The sequence below is a fragment of the Aliirhizobium cellulosilyticum genome, assembly GCF_014198105.1.
GTDB classification, from domain to species: Bacteria; Pseudomonadota; Alphaproteobacteria; order Rhizobiales; family Rhizobiaceae; genus Neorhizobium; species Neorhizobium cellulosilyticum.
The window spans coordinates 107,790-130,207 of the sequence record NZ_JACIGW010000007.1 but is presented as its reverse complement, the minus strand read 5'-3'; the positions used below and the strand labels follow the sequence as shown (position 1 = coordinate 130,207).

Genomic DNA, 22,418 nt, shown 5'->3' with positions numbered 1-22,418 from the left:
AGCTTTTTTGCCTGCGGGTCACCCGTCAAAAGACGGTGTCGCAGCGGCGACAAGACACGACGACAGACCAGAGAATGCGGAGCCGGCGAGGTCCTCGGTTCCGACCACGTGAGGAGGCGGGCGCGGCGCCCGCAATAGGCCATGTCCCGGCAAGAAGCCAACGAGCAGTTTCTCATCACTTCGTTCCTAGATGGCGCGAACGCCGTCTATATCGAACAACTTTATGCCAATTACGAAGCCGATCCGAATTCGGTTTCGGAAGAGTGGCAGGCCTTCTTCAAGGCCCTGGCCGACAGCCCCGAAGACGTGAAGAAGGCAGCGCAGGGCGCTTCCTGGAAGCGTTCGAACTGGCCGATCGCAGCTGGTGGCGACCTTGTTTCCGCTCTCGACGGTAACTGGCCGGTGGTGGAAAAGGCGATCGAAACCAAGGTGAAGGCGAAGGCTGAAGCCGCTGCCGCTGCCAAGGGTGCAACCGTCAACGAAGCCGATGTTCATCAGGCGAGCCGCGACAGCGTGCGCGCCATCATGATGATCCGCGCCTACCGCATGCGCGGCCACCTGCATGCCAAACTCGATCCGCTCGGCATCGCAAGCCCGGTCGAGGACTACAACGAACTGTCGCCGAAGTCCTACGGCTTCGAAGAGAGCGATTACGATCGCAAGATCTTCATCGACAACGTTCTGGGCATGGAATACGCGACCGTTCGCGAGATGATCGCGATCCTCGAGCGCACCTATTGCTCGACGATCGGCGTCGAGTTCATGCATATGTCGAGCCCGGAAGAAAAGGCCTGGATCCAGGAACGGATCGAAGGTCCGGACAAGGGCGTCGCCTTTACCCCGGAAGGCAAGAAGGCCATTCTTTCGAAGCTGATCGAAGGTGAAGGCTACGAGCAGTTCCTCGACGTCAAGTTCAAGGGCACCAAGCGTTTCGGCCTCGATGGCGGCGAAGCACTGATCCCGGCACTCGAACAGATCATCAAGCGCGGCGGCCAGCTGGGTCTTGAAGAAGTCATCGTTGGCATGGCCCACCGCGGCCGTCTGAACGTTCTGACCAACGTCATGGGCAAGCCGCACCGCGCCGTGTTCCACGAGTTCAAGGGCGGTTCGTTCAAGCCTGACGAAGTCGAAGGTTCGGGCGACGTGAAGTACCACCTCGGTGCCTCTTCCGACCGCGAATTCGACGGCAACAAGGTTCACCTGTCGCTGACCGCAAACCCGTCGCACCTTGAGATCGTCAACCCGGTCGTGATGGGCAAGGCCCGCGCCAAGCAGGACATGCTGGCCAAGGTCTGGGAAAAGGACAACATCATCCCGCTCTCCGAGCGCTCCAAGGTTCTGCCACTGCTTCTGCACGGCGATGCGGCCTTTGCGGGCCAGGGCGTGGTTGCCGAAATCCTCGGCCTGTCGGGTCTGCGCGGTCACCGCGTTGCCGGTACGATGCATGTCATCATCAACAACCAGATCGGCTTCACCACCAATCCTGGCTTCTCGCGTTCGTCGCCTTATCCGTCGGACGTTGCCAAGATGATCGAAGCGCCGATCTTCCACGTCAACGGCGACGATCCGGAAGCGGTCACCTATGCCGCCAAGGTTGCGACCGAATACCGGATGAAGTTCCACAAGCCGGTCGTGCTTGACATGTTCTGCTACCGCCGCTTCGGCCATAACGAAGGCGATGAGCCGGCGTTCACCCAGCCGAAGATGTACAAGGTCATCCGCGCCCACAAGGCCGTGGCCGAGATCTATGCCGAACGTCTGGTCGGCGAAGGCGTGATCACCGACGCCGAATTCGACAAGATGAAGGCCGACTGGCGCGCCCATCTCGACGCCGAGTTCGAAGCCGGCCAGGCCTACAAGCCGAACAAGGCCGACTGGCTGGACGGCCAGTGGTCAGGTCTGCGTTCCGCCGACGATGCCGACGAGCAGCGTCGCGGCAAGACCTCGATGCCGATGAAGAGCCTCAAGGAAATCGGCCGCAAGCTGTCAACCATTCCGGAAGGTTTCAACGCGCACCGCACGATCAAGCGCTTCATGGAAAACCGTGCGCAGATGGTCGAGACCGGCGAAGGCCTCGACTGGGCGATGGCGGAAGCCTTTGCTTTCGGTTCGCTCTGCGTCGAAGGCACGAAGATCCGTCTTTCCGGCCAGGATTGCGAACGCGGCACCTTCTCGCAGCGTCACTCGGTTCTCTACGATCAGGACACCGAAGAACGCTACATCCCGCTTGCCAATCTGCAGCCGGGCCAGGGCAAGTATGAAGTGATCAACTCCATGCTGTCGGAAGAAGCCGTTCTCGGCTTCGAATACGGCTACTCGCTGGCACGTCCGAATGCGCTGACGCTCTGGGAAGCCCAGTTCGGCGACTTTGCCAACGGTGCGCAGGTCGTGTTCGACCAGTTCATCTCGTCTGGCGAACGCAAGTGGCTGCGCATGTCCGGTCTCGTCTGCCTTCTTCCGCACGGTTATGAAGGCCAGGGTCCGGAACATTCGTCGGCTCGCCTGGAACGCTTCCTGCAGCTCTGCGCGGAAGACAACATGCAGGTTGCCAACGTCACGACGCCTGCCAACTACTTCCACATCCTGCGCCGCCAGGTGAAGCGCGACTTCCGCAAGCCGCTGATCCTGATGACGCCGAAGTCCTTGCTGCGCCACAAGCGTGCAACCTCAACGCTTGCGGAACTGGCGGGCGAAAGCTCGTTCCACCGCCTGCTGTGGGACGATGCCGAAGTCATCAAGGACGGCCCGATCAAGCTGCAGAAGGATGCCAAGATCCGTCGCGTCGTGATGTGCTCCGGCAAGGTTTACTACGACCTTCTCGAAGAGCGCGAAAAGCGCGGTATCGACGACGTCTACCTGCTGCGTATCGAACAGCTTTATCCATTCCCGGCCAAGGCTCTGATCAACGAGTTGTCGCGCTTCAAGAACGCGGAAATGGTCTGGTGCCAGGAAGAGCCGAAGAACATGGGCGCCTGGTCGTTCATCGACCCTTACCTGGAATGGGTTCTGGCGCATATCGATGCCAAGTATCAGCGCGTCCGCTACACGGGCCGTCCGGCAGCAGCATCGCCTGCGACCGGCCTGATGTCGAAGCATCTGGCACAGCTGGAAGCCTTCCTCGAAGACGCTCTCGGCGGCTGATTTTTCAGCCGTCTCCCCTAATTTGTTCGAAACGAATCTTGAGAAAAACGGAAACAGATCATGGCAACCGAAATCCGCGTTCCAACCCTCGGCGAGTCCGTCAGCGAGGCGACCGTCGGCACCTGGTTCAAGAAGGTCGGCGATACGGTCAAGGCCGATGAGCCGCTGGTCGAACTGGAAACCGACAAGGTTACCGTCGAAGTTCCTGCCCCGGCTTCCGGCGTCCTGACCGAAATCGTTGCCCAGAATGGCGAAACCGTCGGTCTCGACGCGCTGCTCGGCCAGATCGCGGAAGGTGCTGCTGGTGCTGCAACTGCCGCTCCGGCTGCTGCCCCGGCGCCCGCTGCTGCTCCTGCTGCCGCCGCACCGGCCGCTGCTGCAGTTGCGTCCCCCTCGGCTGCCGCATCGTCGATGCCGGCTGCACCGGCTGCTGCCAAGGTTGCTGCCGACAACAACATCTCGACGGCCGATATCGACGGTTCGGGCAAGCGCGGCCAGGTTCTGAAGGGCGACGTTCTTGCCGCCATCGCCAAGGGCCCGTCCGCTCCGGCCCCGGCTGCCGTCCCGGCTGCTCCGCGCGCGGTTTCCTCGGCCGAGGATGCGCCTCGCGAAGAGCGCGTGAAGATGACCCGTCTGCGCCAGACGATCGCCAAGCGCCTCAAGGATGCGCAGAACACCGCCGCCATGCTGACCACCTATAACGAGGTGGACATGAAGGCGGTCATGGACCTGCGTAACCGCTACAAGGACGTGTTCGAGAAGAAGCATGGCGTCAAGCTTGGCTTCATGGGCTTCTTCACCAAGGCCGTGACCCACGCGCTGAAGGAACTGCCGGCTGTCAACGCCGAGATCGACGGCACCGACATCATCTACAAGAACTACTGCCACGTCGGCATGGCTGTCGGCACCGACAAGGGCCTCGTCGTTCCGGTCATCCGTGACGCCGACCAGCGCTCGATCGCCGGCGTCGAAAAGGAACTCGGCCGTCTTGCCAAGGCAGCGCGCGACGGTTCGCTTTCGATGGCCGACATGCAGGGCGGTACGTTCACCATCACCAATGGTGGCGTCTACGGTTCGCTGATGTCCTCGCCGATCCTCAATGCTCCGCAGTCGGGTATCCTCGGCATGCACAAGATCCAGGAGCGTCCGGTCGTCGTCGGCGGCCAGATCGTCATCCGCCCGATGATGTATCTCGCGCTCTCCTACGATCACCGCATCGTCGACGGCAAGGAAGCGGTCACCTTCCTCGTTCGCGTCAAGGAAAGCCTGGAAGATCCGGAACGCCTGGTTCTCGATCTCTAAGCCTTACGTCCTGATCTAAGGGAGAGCAGCATGGAACCCGCTTCGGCAAATGCAACCCATCTCGTGGTCGTGCTTTGTCTGAGTGTGGTCCTGCTGCTCTTTCATATTCTGCTGCAGGGATTTCTTGCCACGCGTGAACTGGGTTCCAAATGGAATGCCGGACCGCGCGACGAGGATATCGCACCGAAGAATGCGGCGGCGGGGCGTGCTGCGCGTGCCTCGAAGAACTATCAGGAAACCTATCCGGCCTTTATCGGCCTGCTTCTCGGGCTTGCCTTTATCGGCGACCCGACCGGGCTTGGCATCGGTGGCGCCTGGGTGTGGCTGATCGCGCGGATTGCCTATGTTCCGCTCTATCTGGCGGGCATTCCCTATGTCCGCTCGATGGTCTGGCTACTGAGCCTTGCCGGACTGCTGATCATGATGGCCGCGCTGCTGCTCTGAGGGATATTCAACATGCATGCCTATATGATCGAACTGATCTCGCTGATGGCGATCTTCTCCTTTGCGATCGTCTCGCCGGGGGCGGATCTTGCCATGGTGATGCGACAGGCGCTGGTCCATGGCCGCCGGCAGGCGATCATCACCAGCTTCGGCATCGGCACGGCGCTGATGTTCCATGTCAGCTACACGATCCTCGGTCTCGGATTGATCATTTCGCAGTCGGTCTATCTGTTCAACATCGTTAAATGGCTGGGTGTCGCCTATCTGGTCTATATCGGTGTGAAGGCGCTGAAGGCGGGCAGGACCGAGATCAGCGTTCCAGCGGATGGGCAGGTTGATGGCGTCAAGCGGCGCCAGTCGGCGCTAAAGGCATTCACGCTCGGCTTTGCCGCGAACGCGCTCAACCCGAAGCCGGTCTTCTTCTTCCTGTCGATCTTCTCGACCGTCGTTGGCGCCCATACGCCGATGGCGATCAAGTTCGGCTACGGGCTGGTGATGGCGACCTGCCTGATCATCTGGTTCGTCGGCGTCAGCACATTCATGACGACGCCGCGCATGCGGGCGGCGTTTTCGCGTGCCAGCAAGTGGATCGACCGGACCAGCGGTGTGGTGTTCATCGCGCTCGGAATTAAACTCGCAACTGAAAAAGCGGCCTGAGGGCCATTCTCGAAACGCTGGCGGGAATGAGCCTGCCAAAACCAGAAATCAGGAATTAGAACATGGCTTATGATGTCGTCGTTATCGGTAGTGGCCCGGGCGGTTATGTCTGCGCAATCAAGGCAGCACAGCTCGGCCTGAAGGTCGCGGTCGTCGAAAAACGCGCCACCTATGGCGGCACCTGCCTGAATGTCGGCTGCATTCCGTCGAAGGCTCTTCTGCATGCTTCGGAAATGTTCCACCAGGTCGCCCATGGCGTCGATACGCTGGGTGTGGAAGTTGCAGCGCCTACGCTGAACCTCACCAAGATGATGGCCCACAAGGATGCGACCATCAAGTCGAACACCGATGGCGTCGCCTTCCTGTTCAAGAAGAACAAGATCGACGGCTTTATCGGCACCGGCAAGATCGTTGCGGCTGGTAAGGTTTCCGTTACGGGTGAAGACGGCAAGGTGCAGGAACTGGAGACGAAGAACATCGTCATCGCCACCGGTTCCGACGTTGCTGGCATTCCGGGCGTCAATGTCGAGATCGACGAGAAGGTCATAGTGTCCTCGACCGGCGCGATTTCACTGGAAAAGGTTCCGCAGAACATGATCGTGGTCGGCGGCGGTGTTATCGGTCTGGAACTCGGTTCGGTGTGGATGCGTCTCGGCTCCAAGGTTACCGTGATCGAATATCTCGACAAGCTGCTCGGCGCCATGGATGCCGACGTGTCGAAGCAGTTCCAGCGGATGATCGCCAAGCAGGGCATGGATATCCGTACCGAAGCAAAGGTTACGGCCGTCGAAAAGACTGCTACCGGCGCCAAGGTTACCTATAAGCCGGTCAAGGGTGGTGATGCCGTCACCGTCGAAGCCGACGTGGTGCTGATCTCCACCGGCCGCAAGCCCTATACCGAAGGTCTCGGGCTGGAAGCTGCAGGCGTCGCACTCGACAGCCGTGGCCGGGTCGAGATCGATCATGGCTTCAAGACCAATGTTGCCGGCATCTATGCGATCGGCGACGTGGTCAAGGGCCCGATGCTGGCGCACAAGGCGGAAGACGAAGGCGTTGCTCTCGCCGAAATCCTTTCCGGCCAGCATGGTCACGTGAACTATGATGTCATTCCGGGTGTCGTCTACACCCAGCCGGAAGTCGCTTCTGTCGGCAAGACCGAAGAGGAACTGAAGGCTGCAGGCGTCGCCTACAAGGTCGGCAAGTTCCCGTTCACCGCCAACGGCCGCGCCCGCGCCATGCTGGCGACCGACGGTTTCGTCAAGATCCTTGCCGACAAGGAAACCGACCGGGTTCTCGGCGGCCATATCGTCGGCTTCGGCGCCGGCGAGATGATCCACGAAATCACGGTGCTGATGGAATTCTCCGGTTCTTCGGAAGACCTCGGCCGTACCTGCCACGCGCATCCGACCATGTCGGAAGCCGTCAAGGAAGCAGCCCTGTCGACCTTCGCCAAGCCGATCCATATGTAATCGGTCCGAATATTCGAAATGCGAAAGGCGGGACTGTGGTCCCGCCTTTTTCTTTTGCGCATCCGTCCTAAACTTCATGTCTATTGCTCACTCAGGAAGGTGACGGACATGAAGACTGCATTCTCTGTGCCGCAACGCATCCTGCATTGGCTGATGGCCGTGCTGATCCTGTTCAATCTTCTGTTTTCCGATGCGATGACGGCATTCGGAGAACTGTATTTCGGCGACAAGCCGATCCCGCCGGACATCATGACGTCAGCGAATATCCATGCCTATGTGGGGATCGCGATCCTGGCGCTGGCGTTGACACGGCTCTGTCTTCGCATCGCGACGGGTGCTCCGCCGCATCCGCCGGAAGAGCCAGCCTTTTCGCGCATCGTTGCGACGATCACCCATTGGGCTCTCTACGCGATGTTCATCATCATGCCGCTTGCGGGGATCGGGGCCTTCTATTTCAAGAACAGCATGGCGGCATTTGCCCATATCGGCTGGATGAAGACGGTCCTGTGGGTACTTATCTGCCTGCACATTCTCGGCGTGCTCGTGCATCAGTTTTATTGGAAGACCAATATCCTGCGCCGGATGACGAGCGGGCGGACGTGATTTAGAATTTCGGCAGCCTCAAGTCTACAGACACCGTCTTCGATCTCATCGGAGGAGTTGGACATGATCGCAGATGGTCAGGTCGCAGGCGTGACTTTGAAGCCCTGTTTTCTGAATAGCTCGACCAGGCCGTCGTCTCCTTGGACATGAAGCGCACCAACGGCGATGAAGGCGTTGCCGTCCTGCAGGAATGGCTTGGCTCTGTCCGCCATGGTGTGGTTTCGCCGGGTGATGACCTCGTCTTCGAATTCGGCGAAACTGTCAGCCGCCATCGTCGTGTCGTTTTGGGAAAGCCATCTCAAAAGCGGTGCTAGTGGCCTGATATCACCGCTTAAATAGAGCCTGAGCATTGTCTCATCGATGTTCGCGAACTGCTCGGGATGGGCGATAGCAGAGATGAGGTTCTTTACCTGTGCTTCGAGCGACATCTTGTTCAGAGCGCCGTATTGCTCCTCAAGTGTCTCCAGACCTTTCAGGGGTATGTTGTTCTCGATGGCATCAAGTGCCAGCTGCTGATCCAGAACCGGTGTTCTGTCTTTGGCGCGTGATTGCTCACAGGCTGAGGCAACGATGCTGGTGACCATCCAGGGTCTCAGATAGTTTACTGCCGAAAGCGGTGCGCCCCTCGCCGTCAGGGCCGTATCGACGACGCCGCGCTGCTCTGGAGTCAGAAAATCTTCGATGCGCTTGCCAGCGGGCATCATCATCATATCCGGCTTGGTGAAGGCCAGAAGGTGGGCCTTGCCGAGTTCCAGCAGCTGGTCGGATTCCAGGACAATGACCTTGGCCTTGAGATGCGCCTTCTTGACGGTGTGGGGTAGTTTGATCACCCGCGGATCTGACACATGCATCGTGCCGAACAGGTAGGACGGTTTGAAGCCGCGTTTCTCGATCTTCCAGAAGAGGCCTCGCGCATTCGGTATCTTGCGGCCTTCGGCAAGAATCTGGTCGTAAGTCTTGCGGTCCTCGCGTTTCATTTTCGCGAGGAGATCGATCCCGCCGCATGATACCGGCTCGGCGTTGGCAATAGCGGACAGGCCAAGAAGAAGGCAAAGACTGGCGGCCAGGAAAACAAGGCTACGATGCAATATATGTGCGAACATGGGAACCGTCGAAAGAGCTGTTAATATCGCTTTCAGGCTCCGAACCATCGTAGAGTTTTCCAGCCGGTGCAATGACCAAATCTCACTGCTCCGGGCCGAGCGTCAAAAAGTATCTAGTCGGCTTTCGATAGCGTGAAACCCTGTTTGCGCAGCAGTTCCACCAGGCCGTCCTTGCCCGGCAGGTGAAGGGCGCCGACGGCCATGAAGACGTTGCCTTCGCCGAGGATAGGTGCTGCGCGTTCGGCCATGAGGTGGTTGCGCTTCGTCACGATCAGTTCCTCAAACTCGGCATAACCGGCATTGTCGCCGCCGTCAGGCGCAACCTGCTTGAGGAAAGGCATGGTGAAGCCGATCTCGCCGGTCAGATAGAGCTGCGTCATCGTCTCAAAAACGTCATCCATTTTCGGGCCGAGCTTGATCGTTTCGACAAGCGACTTCAAATGCATCTCGGTCGGGATAGAAGCCATGGCGGTGAGCTGTTCGGCGAGCGTTTCCAGGCCTTTGACCGGTTTTCCCTCGGCTGCGGCATCGAGTGCGATGCGCTTGTCGAGAAAGGCGGTGTTTCCCTTGCGGGCGAGTTCGCAGGCCGGCAGCGATACAAGCGACATCAGCATCCAGGGCTGCATGCGAGAGACGGTCGCCAGCGGAACGCCGCGCTTCTTCAATCCTTCTTCGAGCACGGCAAGATCATCCGGCTTCATCAGCTTTTCGATCGTATTACCGTTGGTCAGCATGGTCAGTTCCGGCTTGGCGAGAATGCCGGCCATGGCCTTTTTGTCATCAAGGATCTCGTTGGATTCGATGATAATAGTCTTGGCATCGGCGAGCGCCTTGTCGGCTCCGGGCGGCATTTTGAGGACGCGTGGATCGGTGACATGCATGGTGCCGAGCAGATATGAGGTGGCGACGCCCGGCTTTTCTATTCTCCAGAAAATTCCCTTGGCGTTCGGGACCGTTTCGGCTTCCGCAAGCGCCTTGGCATAAGCATCCGGATTTTCTGATCTCATCTCGTCGACGAGATTAACGCCATGGCAGGCTTCTTCCTGTGCATCGGCGGATGACAACATGCCGAGGATGAGGATCAGCGAGGCGAGGGCCGCGACATGCAGCAATGCGAGCAGCCAGAGCGCAAAACCCTGCAGGCGTTCGAAAAGGGGGCTGTCGAGGAATGAGGAATTCATGTCACGGATCCGGATTAATCGGTCCAAAACGTATCATCGCGGCTTCGACAGTTGCTTAACGGGATTGGTTACCGATTGGTTCACAGGCCCCGGCCTTAAGCGCGAGGATGGGCGCGGTCATAAACCTCAAGCAGGCGCGAGGTATCGACGCCGGTATAGACCTGCGTCGTCGACAGGCTGGCATGGCCGAGCAGTTCCTGGATGGTGCGCAGGTCGCCGCCGCCGGCAAGCAGATGTGTCGCGAAGGAGTGGCGCAACGCGTGGGGCGTTGCCGTATCCGGCAGGCCAAAGGCGCTTCTCAATTTCTGCATCTGGCGCTGGATGATTGCCGGCTGTAGCGGGCCGCCACGCGCTCCACGGAAGAGAGGCTTTTCGTCGGTCAGATGATAGGGGCAGATATCGCGGTAGCGGGTGACGGCATCCGCCACGACGGCAAGAAGCGGCACGATGCGGGTCTTGCCGCCCTTGCCCTTGATGCGCAGCGTTGTCGTGCCGGGTTCGATCTCGCCGGGAAGAAGCCCGAGTGCTTCGGAAATGCGCAGGCCACAGCCATAGAGAAGCGCCAGGACAGCGGCATCGCGTGCGGCGATCCAGGGCTCATCCTGAAGCTGGGTTTCGGTCGTGGTGAGGCTTGTCGCCTGTCGGTCGCTCAGTGGCTTGGGGAGCGATTTCGGCTGTTTTGGCGCACGGATTGCGCCGGCGGCTGCGGCATTCACCAGTCCCTGACGCTCCATGTAGCTCAGGAAGGAACGGAGGCCTGCAAGGTGGCGGCCGAGCGAGCGGGAGCCTGAACCATCACGGCGACGGGCGGCGAGAAACGAACGCAGGTCTGCCGGGCGGAGCGTGTGGATGTCGGAAATCGCCGGCGGGCCGGCGAGATGACCGGTCAGGAAGGTAAGGAATTGCCGCGTGTCGCGCTCATAGGCATCGAGCGTGTTGGGCGACAGCCGGCGCTCGCTTTTCAGGCTTTCCAGCCATTCGTGGCGCTTGGCAGCGAGATCCGGCGCGGCGATGATCAGCAGTTCGTTCAAGCGTCTCGACCGTTGATTTTGGTGGAAAGGAGCACCAGATTGCTACCGACAGCGTTACGGAAATACTAAGCCGATGCTGTCTGCCAAAGTTTTATCATACAGGGCTGCCACAAGGTTGCCCTGCGCAAGGAGTTTGTATGGCCCGCCGTGACAATTCGACGACCTTCAGTCAATTCGCGGAGACCATTACACTCAATTCCCGTGGCCGGCCGGGGCATATCGTCGATACGCTGATCGGAGAACGCGGCCAGCGGATTGTCGGCAGCCCGTTCTGGCCGGTGATGCGGCCGTTTCTCTACACGCTGCTGCGCTACGGAAAAGCCATCGAATTCGCCGACGACGTTGCGCCGAAAAGCGGTTTCCAGTGTTTTGAATATATGAGCGACCTGCTGAAACTGCAAATCGAAGCCAAGCATGTCGAGCGTATTCCGGAAAAGGCCGGTTTCATTCTGGTCAGCAATCACCCGACCGGGATTGCCGATGGGGTGGCGGTCTTCGATCTGTTGAAGGCAAAGCGGCCTGATCTGATGGTGTTTGCCAATCGCGATGCTGTGCGCGTCAACCCGCGGTTTGCCGAGATGATCATCCCGGTCGAATGGCGTGACGAATACAAGAGCAAGCTGAAGACCCGCGAGACGCTGGTCCTGACCAACAAGGCGGTCGAGGACGGCAAGGTGATGGTGCTGTTTCCGTCCGGCCGCATCGCCTATTGGGCGAATGGAAAGCTGAACGAGCGGCCATGGAAAACATCTGCCGTCAGCCTGGCACGCAAATACAATCTGCCGATTCTGCCGATCCATATCACCGCGCGCAATTCCGGCCTGTTCTACTGGTTCGCCAAGTGGTCGACCGAATTGCGTGACATGACGGTGTTTTATGAATTGCTCAACAAGAAGGGCAACCGGTTCGACTTTACCGTCGGTCACATGATCCAGCCGGAGGAGCTGGAGGGCGATCCGGCCGAGGTGACCAAGGCGCTGGAGAACCACACGGTTTTCGACCTGGCCCGGGATGGCGATGCGCGTTTCGAATTCCAGACTGTGCCGACGCTTGCCGCCACGGCGTGATTTTCTTCATCGAACTGTTCACTTTTGTTCCGTCTTTCGTCATGGTCGCGCCGCATGGCTAAGGATTCTGCTGACATGATGGGTTCGCTGTTCGGTGACGCGCTTTTGCCGTCGCGGACGCCGGTGCGCGTCGTGCCGATTCTGGTGCCTTTGCCGGTGCCGGGGGCCTATAGTTATGCGGTGCCGGACGGCATGCATGTCGAGCCGGGTTCTGTCGTACAGGTGCCGGTCGGGCCGCGGCAGCTTATCGGTGTCGTCTGGGACGGTGAAAACGACGAACGGCTCGATCCGAAAAAGCTTCGGCCGATCACGCTCGTGTTCGACTGCCCGCCTTTGTCGAAGGAAATGCGTGATTTCGTCGATTGGGTGTCTGCCTATACATTGTCTCCGCCTGGCCTGGTTGCCCGCATGGCGATCCGCGCGCCTGCCGCACTTGATCCCGAGCCGATGGTGGAGGGCCTGCGGTATCTCGGTGGCGAGCCGGATCGGCTGACCCCGGCCAGAACGCGTGTGCTCGATCTGGCAAAGGAGCAGGACGTGCCGTGGACCCGCAGCGGCATGGCGCATGCTGCCGGCGTGTCGCTCAGCGTCATCGACGGGCTGATCAAGCAGGGAATGTTCGATACGATCTTCCTGCCCCCGCCGCCTGTCGTGGCGCGACCGGAGCCCGATTATATTGCGCCGCGTATCGAGGGACCGCAGAAGGAAGCTGCGCGGGAAATTGTCGCCTCCATCCGTGAGGGCGGGTTTGCCGCTTCGCTGATCGATGGAGTTACCGGATCAGGCAAGACGGAGGTCTATTTCGAGGCCGTGGCCGAGACTTTGCGGCGCGGCAAGCAGGTGATGATCCTTCTGCCCGAAATCGCGTTGACCCCCGCATTCCTTGAGCGTTTCGAGCAGCGATTCGGGGCCAAGCCTGCCGAGTGGCATTCCGATCTTTCCCCGCGTATGCGCGAAAAGGTCTGGCGCGGCGTGGTGACGGGTGAGGTGAGGGTGGTTGCCGGTGCCCGCTCCGCGCTGTTTTTGCCCTTCGAAGAGCTTGGCCTCATCATTGTCGACGAAGAGCATGACCCTGCTTACAAGCAGGAGGATCGTGTTTTCTACAATGCCCGCGACATGGCGGTGGTAAGGGCCAGAATCGGCGATTTTCCGGTCGTGCTGGTATCCGCCACGCCATCGGTGGAAAGTCAGGTCAACGGATTGTCGGGGCGCTACAATCTCGTGCAGTTGCCGACGCGTTTCGGCGATGCGGCTTTGCCCGACCTGCACCTGATCGACATGCGCCGGCATCCGCCCGAGCGCGGCGGATTCCTGTCACCGCTTCTGCTTAGGGCGATGGCGCGGACGCTGGAAAAGAAAGAACAGTCGCTGCTGTTCCTAAATCGTCGCGGTTATGCGCCGCTGACGCTCTGCCGGGTCTGCGGCCACCGGTTCCAGTGCCCGCAATGTTCGAGCTGGCTGGTCGAGCACCGGTTCAGGAACCAGATCCAATGCCATCAATGCGGCTATCACCAACCGACGCCGGAAGCCTGCCCGGAATGCGGCACGTTCGATAATCTGGTTGCGTGCGGTCCCGGCGTTGAGCGCATTGCCGAAGAGGTCGAGAAGCATTTTCCAGATGCGCGCACGATCGTCATGTCTTCCGACATTCTCGGCGGCGTGAAGCGCATGCGGCTGGAGCTTGAAGCGATCGCCAAGGGGGATGTCGATATCGTCATCGGCACGCAGCTTGTCGCCAAGGGGCACAACTTTCCGCTGATGACGCTGGTCGGCATTGTCGATGCGGATCTCGGCCTGTCGAACGGCGATCCGCGGGCGGCCGAGCGGACATTCCAGCTGCTCAGTCAGGTGACCGGGCGCGCCGGGCGTACGGGCTTGAAGAGTCACGGCTTGATCCAGACATTCCAGCCCATGCATCCGGTTATGCAGGCGATCGTCTCGGGTGATTCCACCGCGTTTTACGAACGCGAGATCAATGAGCGTGAGAAGGCGCTTTTGCCGCCGTTCGGGCGGCTGGCATCGCTGATCGTTTCTGCCGATACGCGGGCTGACGCGGAAAACCATGCCCGCGGGTTGCGTGCTGCGGCCCCACATGTTTCCGGCATTGCGGTGCTCGGGCCGGCCGAAGCGCCGATCGCGCTGGTTCGCGGTCGGTATCGCTTCCGTCTGCTGGTTCATGGGCGGCGGAATTCCGACATGCAGGCTTTTCTGAAGACGATGCTCGGTAATGGTCCCAAGGCGCGGGGAACCGTGCAGGTTCAGCTCGACGTCGACCCGCAGAGCTTCCTGTAATCCTTCGGACTGACGCTCTCCACTTGCTCTCGCGCAATGCGATGTTTGCATGATGCGACGCTAATCTTTGCAACTTGTTTACCCTGTTGGCTAGAATCAGTGCGATTCGAAGGGGTGCGACGGCATGGAACTCTACTTCCCAACTGAACTGAACGAACAGATTGCTTTTGTCGGCTGTGCCGTAACGGCGCTGCTTGGCTTGCTGATCTTTCTGTTTCCCGGCACCTGCCTGCGACTTTCCGCCTTCCAGGTTGGAGAGGTAAGGCCGGAAGGCTACGGCTCGGTCAGGGCCGCGGGCGCGCGCTATATAGGTCTTGGCGTATTGCCGATCCTGCTTGCGCAGGAATGGTTCTATATGGCGACCGGGGTGGTGCTTGCGCTTGGCGCGCTGGGCCGACTGGTTTCGATCTTCGTGGACCGCGGCGTAACGCCGCAGAATATTGCGTTTTTTCTACTTGAGGGTGTATTGTCTCTCGCGCCGCTCGCCTACGTGTTCGGCTACATCTAATGTCGCATATCGCCGCGCCCGAATGCCGATGGCCCGGATTTGCTGGCGAAAGCCGCAAATAATCTCTGCATCGCCTTGTGGGTGCGGCTTTTTCGGCGTCTCGGCGTGTTGCGAGTCCCTACATCCTATGCTAGACGAACCGCGAACGTCGGAAACGGCGAGCGGAGGCTCTGCGGGTTCTGATGGAAATTCAATAAATTTCAAGGTCTTGTCCGATCGTCATTTTCGGACTTGGTGCTTGGGGTGTAATTCAGGGAAACTATGCCTGTGGCCGAGACATCCCCGCTTATTTCCGGTGTCGCGGAGCGTTACGCTCTGTCGCTATTCGAGCTTGCATCGGAGACCGGTTCGATTGATCCTGTCGGTGCCGATCTTGATCGGTTCCAAGCGATGATGGACGAAAGTGAAGACTTGCGGCGCCTCGTGGCGAGCCCGGTCTTTTCTGCAGATGAGCAGCAGAAGGCGGTCAGCGCCATTGCTGTAAAAGCCGGTCTTTCCGTGACCGTTTTGAATTTCCTCAAAGTTGTGGCCGGCAATCGCCGCCTCTTCGCTCTGCCGGGCATGATCCGCGCCTACCGCGCGATCGCTGCCGAGCATCGCGGTGAAATTTCCGCCGAAGTCACTTCGGCTCATGCGTTGACTGCAACGCAGGAAAAAGAACTCAAGTCGGCGCTGAAGGGCGTAACCGGCAAGGACGTAACCATCGCCGTTACGATCGATCCGTCGATCCTCGGCGGCCTCATCGTCAAGGTCGGCTCGCGTCAAATCGATACGTCCCTTCGCACCAAACTTTCCACCCTTAAGCTTGCATTGAAAGAGGTCGGCTGATGGATATCCGTGCAGCGGAAATTTCCGCAATTCTCAAGGACCAGATCAAGAATTTCGGCCAGGATGCCGAAGTTTCGGAAGTCGGCCAGGTTCTTTCCGTTGGTGACGGCATCGCCCGCGTCTACGGTCTCGACAACGTGCAGGCTGGTGAAATGGTCGAGTTTCCGGGCGGGATCCGGGGCATGGCTCTGAACCTCGAATCCGACAATGTCGGCGTGGTTATCTTCGGTTCCGACCGTTCGATCAAAGAAGGCGACACCGTCAAGCGGACCGGCGCCATCGTTGACGTTCCGGTTGGTCCGGAACTGCTTGGCCGCGTCGTTGACGCGCTGGGCAACCCGATCGACGGCAAGGGCCCGATCAACGCGACCCGTCGTTCGCGCGTCGACGTCAAGGCTCCCGGCATCATTCCGCGCAAGTCGGTTCATGAGCCGATGTCGACTGGCCTCAAGGCCATCGATGCCCTGATCCCGGTTGGCCGCGGCCAGCGCGAGCTCGTCATCGGCGACCGCCAGACCGGCAAGACCGCCATCATTCTCGATGCGTTCCTGAACCAGAAGCCGATCCACGACAACGGCCCGGAAAACGACAAGCTGTTCTGCGTGTACGTTGCTATCGGCCAGAAGCGTTCGACTGTTGCCCAGTTCGTCAAGGTTCTCGAAGAGCGCGGCGCACTGGCTTACTCGATCGTTATCGCTGCTACCGCTTCGGACCCGGCTCCGATGCAGTATCTCGCACCGTTTGCCGGTGCTGCCATGGGCGAATATTTCCGCGACAACAGCCAGCACGCGCTGATCGCATATGACGATCTTTCAAAGCAGGCCGTCGCCTACCGTCAGATGTCTCTGCTTCTGCGTCGTCCTCCGGGCCGCGAAGCTTATCCGGGCGACGTCTTCTATCTGCACTCGCGTCTCCTCGAGCGCGCAGCAAAGCTCTCCGACGAGCGCGGCGCCGGTTCGTTGACGGCTCTGCCGGTCATCGAAACCCAGGGTAACGACGTTTCGGCCTTCATTCCGACCAACGTGATCTCGATCACCGACGGCCAGATCTTCCTCGAAACCGACCTGTTCTACCAGGGCATCCGTCCGGCCGTTAACGTCGGTCTGTCGGTCTCCCGTGTTGGCTCGGCCGCTCAGGTCAAGGCGATGAAGCAGGTTGCCGGTTCGATCAAGGGCGAGCTTGCCCAGTATCGTGAAATGGCCGCGTTCGCGCAGTTCGGTTCCGACCTCGATGCCTCGACGCAGCGCCTCTTGAACCGCGGTGCACGTCTGACGGAACTCCTGAAGCAGCCGCAGTTCTCGCCGCTCAAGACGGAAGAACAGGTTGCCGTGATCTTCGCAGGCGTCAACGGTTACCTCGACAAGATCGCGGTTTCCGATGTCGGCAAGTTCGAACAGGGTCTGCTCTCCTACCTCCGTTCGGAAGGCAAGGCAGTTCTCGACACGATCCGCACCGAGAAGCAGATCTCGGACGACACGAAGGCGAAGCTCAAGTCGGCGCTCGACGCCTATTCGAAGTCTTTCGCTTAAACGTACGGATCTAGCTTAAGGACCGATAACGGATGCCTTCACTTAAGGATCTGAAAAACCGGATCGCCTCCGTCAAGGCGACGCAGAAGATCACCAAGGCGATGAAAATGGTCGCCGCGGCGAAGCTGCGTCGTGCGCAGGAAGCGGCCGAAGCCGCCCGTCCTTACGCAGAGCGGATGAACAAGGTATTGGCCAGCCTTTCGGCTGCCAACGCCAGCAATGCGGGTGCACCGCTTCTGCTTTCCGGCACAGGCAAGGATCAGGTTCATCTCCTGGTCGTTGCCACCGGCGAGCGCGGCCTTGCCGGCGGTTTCAACTCCTCGATCATTCGTCTGGCGCGCGATCATGCCTTGAAGCTCATCGCGCAGGGCAAGACAGTCAAGATCCTGACGGTCGGCCGCAAGGGCAATGACGTTCTGCGTCGTTCGTTCAAGGACAACATCGTTCACTACATCACCTTCCGCGAAGTGAAGCAGCTCGGTTTCGTCCAGGCTGATGAAGTCGCGGGCAAGGTGCTGGACATGTTCAATGCTGGTGAATTCGACGTTGCGACGCTGTTCTTTGCACGCTTCCAGTCGGTGATCTCGCAGGTCGCGACCGCACAGCAGATCATTCCCGCGAAGTTCGAGGCGGCTGCTACGGACGCTGCTTCGCCTGTGTTCTACGAATACGAACCGAGCGAAGAAGAGATCCTTGAAGAACTGCTGCCGAAGAACATCGCAGTCCAGATTTTCCGGGCACTGCTCGAAAACAACGCTTCCTTCTACGGTGCGCAGATGTCCGCTATGGACAACGCAACGCGCAACGCTGGTGACATGATCAACAAGCTGACGCTGTCCTACAACCGTCAGCGCCAGGCACAGATCACCAAGGAACTCATCGAAATCATTTCGGGCGCGGAAGCGCTCTGACCGAAAAGAAGAGGGTAAGAATCATGGCTACCGCAACGGGCTCGTCCCTCGGCAAAGTGACCCAGGTTATCGGCGCTGTCGTAGACGTCGCGTTCGACGGCGAACTGCCGGCGATCCTCAACGCACTCGAGACCGAGAACAACGGCAACCGCCTGGTTCTCGAAGTCGCGCAGCACCTTGGTGAAAACCAGGTCCGCACTATCGCGATGGACTCGACCGAAGGTCTCGTCCGCGGCCAGAAGGTTACCGACACGGGCGCTCCGATCTCGGTTCCGGTTGGCGATCAGACGCTCGGCCGTATCATGAACGTCATCGGCGAGCCGGTTGACGAAGCTGGTCCGCTGGACCGCTCTACGCTGCGCGCCATCCACCAGGAAGCTCCTTCCTATGTCGAGCAGTCGACAGAAGGCCAGATCCTGGTCACCGGCATCAAGGTCGTCGACCTTCTCGCTCCTTACGCAAAGGGCGGTAAGATCGGCCTGTTCGGCGGCGCCGGCGTTGGCAAGACCGTTCTCATCATGGAACTGATCAACAACGTGGCCAAGGCTCACGGCGGTTACTCCGTATTCGCCGGCGTTGGCGAGCGTACCCGTGAAGGTAACGACCTTTACCACGAAATGATCGAATCGGGCGTCAACAAGCACGGCGGCGGCGAAGGCTCCAAGGCTGCGCTGGTGTACGGCCAGATGAACGAACCGCCGGGCGCACGTGCACGCGTTGCTCTGACCGGTCTGACGATCGCTGAAGATTTCCGCGACAAGGGCCAGGACGTTCTGTTCTTCGTGGACAACATCTTCCGCTTCACCCAGGCTGGTTCGGAAGTGTCGGCTCTTCTCGGCCGTATTCCTTCGGCCGTTGGTTATCAGCCGACGCTTGCTACCGACATGGGTCAGATGCAGGAACGCATCACCACGACAACGACCGGTTCTATTACCTCGGTTCAGGCCATCTACGTTCCCGCCGACGACTTGACCGACCCGGCACCGGCAACCTCGTTCGCCCACCTGGACGCAACGACGGTTCTGTCGCGTTCGATCGCTGAAAAGGGTATCTACCCGGCCGTCGACCCGCTCGACTCGACCTCGCGCATGCTCGACCCGCTGGTTGTGGGCGAAGAGCATTACGAGATCGCCCGTAAGGTTCAGACGACGCTGCAGCGCTACAAGTCGCTGCAGGACATCATCGCCATCCTCGGCATGGACGAACTGTCCGAAGAGGACAAGATGACCGTTGCCCGCGCCCGCAAGATCGAGCGCTTCTTGAGCCAGCCGTTCTTCGTTGCCGAAGTCTTCACCGGTTCGCCGGGCAAGCTGGTTGCTCTCGAAGACACGATCAAGGGCTTCAAGGGGCTCGTCAACGGCGACTACGACCACCTGCCGGAAGCTGCATTCTACATGGTTGGCTCGATCGAAGAAGCGATCGAAAAGGCCAAGAAGCTGGCTGAAGCCGCTTAATTGGAAATTGTAACGGCGCGCCGGATATTTCGGCGCGTCATTCCTGCATAAGACACGCAAGCCCACGTAAAGATATTCATCGACGTGGGAATTAGGGGAAGTGGACCTTCATGGCCGACGCTTTCAATTTTGAACTGGTTTCGCCCGAGCGCCTGCTCGTTTCGGAAAAAGTATCCGAAGTGGTGATCCCGGCGACGCTTGGCGAAATGACGGTGCTTGCAAGCCACGCGCCGACGATGACGACCATCAAGCCGGGCGTGGTTTCGGTGAAACTCGCTTCGGGACAGGTCAACAAATACGTCGTGTTTGGCGGTTTTGCCGACATCCTGCCGGATAGCTGCACGCTGCTGGCAGATGGCGCCATCCCTGCTGCCGAACTGACGGTCGACACGCTGCAGAGCCGCATCGAAACCACGCAGGCCGAGATCGGCAAAGCGACGGGCGATGAGCACAAGACCCGTCTCGAGCAGTTCCTGACGGACCTGACGCAGCTGAACGGTATCGTTGTCGCCGCGTAATTTGCGCGACATCGCAGTTTGAAAGGCGGTCCTTGCGGGCCGCTTTTTGCGTTTTAAGGTCTCTCGCCGTCATGCCCGGGCTCGTCCCGAGGATCTAACCAGATCGCCAAATCCGAAACCTAACGGGAGCTGAAGCGACAGTAGATCCTCGGGACAAGCCCGAGGATGACGACGTGGAGCGGGGCCGCTCGTCAACTATAGCCACTTTCTGTCTATATTCCCGATAACAGATGCTGATGCAGCCGTATCGCGCCTGGCGTCAGCGAGCGATAACGCGGGGTGCCGAGGTGGTAGCCGTAGCCAGTGTCGAGGCGATGCGTTCCAAGCTCGATGAGTGTAGCTGAAGCCAATTCATCGGCAATGAGGCCGGTGCTGCCGAGCGTGATGCCTTCTCCTCGCAAAGCCGCATCAACCGCAAGCGAATAGGTGGAAAAGGAAAGTCGGGGCGCAATACGCGCCTTGGGCGGAATGGCGAGCCGCGCAAACCATTGGCGGAAGGAAATCCAGTGTGCGTTGAAGCGCTCGTAATCGATCAGGTCGAGACGGGCGATCTCGTCGGGCCGGATCAAGGCCGGGTTGAGGCCATTTCTTTGAATAAAATCCGGCGAGGCGACCGGCACCAGCACTTCCTTCATCAGCGGCGTCAGGTTCCAGCGTGGGTGCTCGCCGGTGGAATAGAGAATGACGAGATCGTTGGCCTCCGAGGCAAGTTCGGAAGGGGCGTCCGTGGTCAGCAGCCTTACGGAAACGGACGGATTGCCGTTGTCGAAATCCTTGAGACGCTTGGCGAGCCAGAGATGCGAGACCGAGCCACTTGCGGCAATCGAGATGGTCTCAAAGCCACCGCCGCGAAAGGGCTCGAGGCTTTCTTCCAGATATTCAAGCGTGGCGCGAACCCGCTGGGCCAACCGTTCGCCTTCCGACGTGAGGGCAAGGTTGCGGCCGCGGCGGGTGAAGAGCTTTGCTCCGAGCTGTTCCTCAAGACCCTGAATACGGCGACTGACTGCGGCCTGGGTTATGTGCAGTTCACGGCCGGCTCGGGAAAAGTTCATGAACCGGCAGGCGGCGTCATAAACCCGGAAAGCCTCCAGCGGTATGCGGTCCAGCATCTATTCCTCCATGATCCCAGATCATCAAATATGCCGAGATTTCGACGGATTTGAATAGCTGAGATTGTGATGCAGAGTATTGACGTTCGTTTCACCATCGCGGGCCGCCATGCAGTTCTCCACCTCCTTCATTCCCGATATCCGCTTCGGGGCCGGCATTTTCGGCAGCCTGGCGGATATGGTCAAAAACTTCGAGGGCACACGTGCTGCCCTTATCGTCATGGACGGCTTTCTCGCTGCGAGAGGTCAGGCGAAGGACCTTGCAAGGGGACTGCTGGAGGCCGGAATCGAGCCGCGGCTTTATTCCGATTTCTCCGGTGAACCGAAGCTTCAGCATCTCAGAGCCGCCAGCGAGATGGCGAGGGGAGCCGACATGGTGATCGGCGTCGGTGGTGGTTCGGCGCTCGATATTGCCAAGGTGGCGGCCTGTTGTGCCGCCTCGGGCGAGGACCCGATGTTTTATGCGCTGGCTGCCAATCCCTTGCCGAAGAAGCCGCTGAAGAAGATCATGGTGCCGACAACGGCCGGGACAGGATCGGAGACATCCGCCACCAATATCTTTGCCGGGCCGGAGGGGAGAAAACTCTGGATCTGGGGGCCGGAAACCAAGGCGGATCTGGTGCTGCTCGATCCCGAACTGACGATCTCGCTGCCGCCGAACCTGACTGCATGGTGCGGCATGGATGCCTTCATTCACGCTTTCGAGGCCGCGACCAACCGCAACTCTCCCGCATGGGGCCATGCCGGAGCAAAGCTCTATGCGCACGAGGCGTTGCGGCTGGTTGCAGGCTCGCTGGAAGCGGCGGTCAAAGCGCCTGGCAATCTGGAGGCGCGGGGCAAGGTGCTGCTCGGGTCCTGTTATGCCGGCATCGCCATCGACAATTGCGGCACGGCGATCGCTCACAACATCAGCCATGCACTGGCGGGGCTTGGCGCCGTGCATCATGGGCTGGCGACCGCGCTTGGCTTCGAGGCGACGCTGCCGTGGTTGGTCGCAAAAGATACGGCCGATCTCAACGATGCAGCGCGGGCCATCGGGCTATCCGGTGCTACCCAACTTTCGGCCTTTGTCTCCGGGCTGATGGATCGCTGTGGTATCGAGCGCGCCTTGCCGAAGGCGTTCGATGCTTTCTCTGCGCAAGACTTGGCTGCGGAGATGCGGGCGCCCGAAAACCAGCCGATGCGGCGCTCTACCATTCGAGAGGTCACGGATGTCGATATCGATGCCTTTGCGGCGAAGATCATGACGCTGCCGAAAACGCTTTGACGAG

Annotated in this window: 19 protein-coding genes; 15 read left to right on the top strand and 4 right to left on the bottom strand. The window is 59.7% G+C overall.

The genetic code is table 11. The features are described 5' to 3' along the window. Positions 1-141: 141 nt before the first annotated feature. The 6 genes from GGE33_RS22790 (at position 142) to GGE33_RS22765 (ending at position 7,616) form a co-directional block, all read left to right on the top strand. The gene (locus GGE33_RS22790) at positions 142-3,141 is read left to right on the top strand and encodes a 2-oxoglutarate dehydrogenase E1 component (RefSeq protein ID WP_183828395.1); all 3,000 of its coding nucleotides are present in this window, start codon (positions 142-144) and stop codon (positions 3,139-3,141) included. Between the two features lie 60 nt (positions 3,142-3,201). Beyond that, positions 3,202-4,443, top strand: a complete 1,242-nt coding sequence (gene odhB / locus GGE33_RS22785; RefSeq protein ID WP_183828392.1) for a 2-oxoglutarate dehydrogenase complex dihydrolipoyllysine-residue succinyltransferase — start codon at positions 3,202-3,204, stop codon at positions 4,441-4,443. Between the two features lie 30 nt (positions 4,444-4,473). Beyond that, on the top strand, positions 4,474-4,887 hold the full coding sequence (locus GGE33_RS22780; RefSeq protein ID WP_148148162.1) for an MAPEG family protein: 414 nt from the start codon (positions 4,474-4,476) through the stop codon (positions 4,885-4,887). 12 nt (positions 4,888-4,899) lie between these two features. Continuing rightward, a complete protein-coding gene (locus tag GGE33_RS22775; protein ID WP_183828389.1) occupies positions 4,900-5,544 on the top strand; it encodes a LysE family translocator in 645 nt (214 codons plus the stop codon). 62 nt (positions 5,545-5,606) lie between these two features. Next, complete coding sequence (gene lpdA, locus GGE33_RS22770; RefSeq protein ID WP_183828386.1) at positions 5,607-7,013, top strand: dihydrolipoyl dehydrogenase; 1,407 nt, start codon at positions 5,607-5,609, stop codon at positions 7,011-7,013. Between the two features lie 108 nt (positions 7,014-7,121). After that, positions 7,122-7,616 carry a cytochrome b gene (locus GGE33_RS22765; protein ID WP_183828383.1) on the top strand — a complete coding sequence of 165 codons (495 nt, stop codon included), beginning with the start codon at positions 7,122-7,124 and terminating at the stop codon, positions 7,614-7,616. Positions 7,617-7,693: 77 nt separating this feature from the next. Here the strand turns inward: GGE33_RS22765 and GGE33_RS22760 are convergent, their stop codons facing one another. The 3 genes from GGE33_RS22760 to GGE33_RS22750 form a co-directional block, all read right to left on the bottom strand. Then, positions 7,694-8,593, bottom strand: a complete 900-nt coding sequence (locus GGE33_RS22760) for a TraB/GumN family protein (RefSeq protein WP_183828380.1) — start codon at positions 8,591-8,593, stop codon at positions 7,694-7,696. Positions 8,594-8,832: 239 nt separating this feature from the next. After that, the gene (locus GGE33_RS22755) at positions 8,833-9,900 is read right to left on the bottom strand and encodes a TraB/GumN family protein (RefSeq protein ID WP_183828377.1); all 1,068 of its coding nucleotides are present in this window, start codon (positions 9,898-9,900) and stop codon (positions 8,833-8,835) included. 95 nt (positions 9,901-9,995) lie between these two features. After that, entirely contained in the window at positions 9,996-10,931 is a 936-nt protein-coding gene (locus GGE33_RS22750; RefSeq protein WP_183828374.1) for a tyrosine recombinase XerC, read from the bottom strand. A 137-nt stretch (positions 10,932-11,068) separates the two neighbouring features. Between GGE33_RS22750 and GGE33_RS22745 the strand changes: the two genes are divergently transcribed. From GGE33_RS22745 to GGE33_RS22710, 8 genes are all read left to right on the top strand, one after another. Then, positions 11,069-11,998 carry a GNAT family N-acetyltransferase gene (locus GGE33_RS22745; RefSeq protein WP_183828371.1) on the top strand — a complete coding sequence of 310 codons (930 nt, stop codon included), beginning with the start codon at positions 11,069-11,071 and terminating at the stop codon, positions 11,996-11,998. A 54-nt stretch (positions 11,999-12,052) separates the two neighbouring features. Further along, entirely contained in the window at positions 12,053-14,290 is a 2,238-nt protein-coding gene (locus tag GGE33_RS22740; RefSeq protein WP_183828368.1) for a primosomal protein N', read from the top strand. A gap of 124 nt (positions 14,291-14,414) precedes the next feature. Next, positions 14,415-14,798, top strand: coding sequence for an AGROH133_08824 family phage infection protein (locus GGE33_RS22735; RefSeq protein WP_148148171.1), 384 nt, complete (start codon positions 14,415-14,417; stop codon positions 14,796-14,798). Between the two features lie 261 nt (positions 14,799-15,059). Next, positions 15,060-15,626, top strand: coding sequence for a F0F1 ATP synthase subunit delta (locus GGE33_RS22730; RefSeq protein WP_148148172.1), 567 nt, complete (start codon positions 15,060-15,062; stop codon positions 15,624-15,626). Continuing rightward, positions 15,626-17,155: a F0F1 ATP synthase subunit alpha gene (atpA, locus tag GGE33_RS22725; RefSeq protein WP_183828365.1), complete on the top strand. Its 1,530-nt coding sequence runs from the start codon at positions 15,626-15,628 to the stop codon at positions 17,153-17,155. The genes GGE33_RS22730 and atpA overlap by 1 nt, the downstream gene beginning before the upstream one ends. 32 nt (positions 17,156-17,187) lie before the next feature. Beyond that, positions 17,188-18,066 carry a F0F1 ATP synthase subunit gamma gene (locus tag GGE33_RS22720; RefSeq protein ID WP_183828362.1) on the top strand — a complete coding sequence of 293 codons (879 nt, stop codon included), beginning with the start codon at positions 17,188-17,190 and terminating at the stop codon, positions 18,064-18,066. 23 nt (positions 18,067-18,089) lie between these two features. Next, positions 18,090-19,520: a F0F1 ATP synthase subunit beta gene (gene atpD, locus GGE33_RS22715; RefSeq protein ID WP_148148175.1), complete on the top strand. Its 1,431-nt coding sequence runs from the start codon at positions 18,090-18,092 to the stop codon at positions 19,518-19,520. 110 nt (positions 19,521-19,630) lie between these two features. Beyond that, positions 19,631-20,038 (top strand): F0F1 ATP synthase subunit epsilon, encoded by a 408-nt coding sequence (locus tag GGE33_RS22710; protein ID WP_183828359.1) that lies wholly within the window; start codon positions 19,631-19,633, stop codon positions 20,036-20,038. 212 nt (positions 20,039-20,250) lie between these two features. Here GGE33_RS22710 and GGE33_RS22705 read toward each other — a convergent pair whose 3' ends face one another. Then, positions 20,251-21,147: a LysR substrate-binding domain-containing protein gene (locus tag GGE33_RS22705; protein WP_183828356.1), complete on the bottom strand. Its 897-nt coding sequence runs from the start codon at positions 21,145-21,147 to the stop codon at positions 20,251-20,253. 109 nt (positions 21,148-21,256) lie between these two features. Between GGE33_RS22705 and GGE33_RS22700 the strand changes: the two genes are divergently transcribed. Beyond that, positions 21,257-22,414 (top strand): iron-containing alcohol dehydrogenase, encoded by a 1,158-nt coding sequence (locus tag GGE33_RS22700; RefSeq protein ID WP_183828353.1) that lies wholly within the window; start codon positions 21,257-21,259, stop codon positions 22,412-22,414. The last annotated feature ends 4 nt before the right edge of the window (positions 22,415-22,418 follow it).

Coding starts and splice junctions, on each gene's coding strand:
- GGE33_RS22790 (WP_183828395.1), top strand. CDS start 142: ATGTCCCGGCAAGAAGCCAACGAGCAGTTTCTCATCACTTCGTTCCTA.
- odhB (WP_183828392.1), top strand. CDS start 3,202: ATGGCAACCGAAATCCGCGTTCCAACCCTCGGCGAGTCCGTCAGCGAG.
- GGE33_RS22780 (WP_148148162.1), top strand. CDS start 4,474: ATGGAACCCGCTTCGGCAAATGCAACCCATCTCGTGGTCGTGCTTTGT.
- GGE33_RS22775 (WP_183828389.1), top strand. CDS start 4,900: ATGCATGCCTATATGATCGAACTGATCTCGCTGATGGCGATCTTCTCC.
- lpdA (WP_183828386.1), top strand. CDS start 5,607: ATGGCTTATGATGTCGTCGTTATCGGTAGTGGCCCGGGCGGTTATGTC.
- GGE33_RS22765 (WP_183828383.1), top strand. CDS start 7,122: ATGAAGACTGCATTCTCTGTGCCGCAACGCATCCTGCATTGGCTGATG.
- GGE33_RS22760 (WP_183828380.1), bottom strand. CDS start 8,593: ATGAAACGCGAGGACCGCAAGACTTACGACCAGATTCTTGCCGAAGGC.
- GGE33_RS22755 (WP_183828377.1), bottom strand. CDS start 9,900: ATGAATTCCTCATTCCTCGACAGCCCCCTTTTCGAACGCCTGCAGGGT.
- GGE33_RS22745 (WP_183828371.1), top strand. CDS start 11,069: ATGGCCCGCCGTGACAATTCGACGACCTTCAGTCAATTCGCGGAGACC.
- GGE33_RS22740 (WP_183828368.1), top strand. CDS start 12,053: ATGGCTAAGGATTCTGCTGACATGATGGGTTCGCTGTTCGGTGACGCG.
- GGE33_RS22735 (WP_148148171.1), top strand. CDS start 14,415: ATGGAACTCTACTTCCCAACTGAACTGAACGAACAGATTGCTTTTGTC.
- GGE33_RS22730 (WP_148148172.1), top strand. CDS start 15,060: ATGCCTGTGGCCGAGACATCCCCGCTTATTTCCGGTGTCGCGGAGCGT.
- atpA (WP_183828365.1), top strand. CDS start 15,626: ATGGATATCCGTGCAGCGGAAATTTCCGCAATTCTCAAGGACCAGATC.
- GGE33_RS22720 (WP_183828362.1), top strand. CDS start 17,188: ATGCCTTCACTTAAGGATCTGAAAAACCGGATCGCCTCCGTCAAGGCG.
- atpD (WP_148148175.1), top strand. CDS start 18,090: ATGGCTACCGCAACGGGCTCGTCCCTCGGCAAAGTGACCCAGGTTATC.
- GGE33_RS22710 (WP_183828359.1), top strand. CDS start 19,631: ATGGCCGACGCTTTCAATTTTGAACTGGTTTCGCCCGAGCGCCTGCTC.
- GGE33_RS22705 (WP_183828356.1), bottom strand. CDS start 21,147: ATGCTGGACCGCATACCGCTGGAGGCTTTCCGGGTTTATGACGCCGCC.
- GGE33_RS22700 (WP_183828353.1), top strand. CDS start 21,257: ATGCAGTTCTCCACCTCCTTCATTCCCGATATCCGCTTCGGGGCCGGC.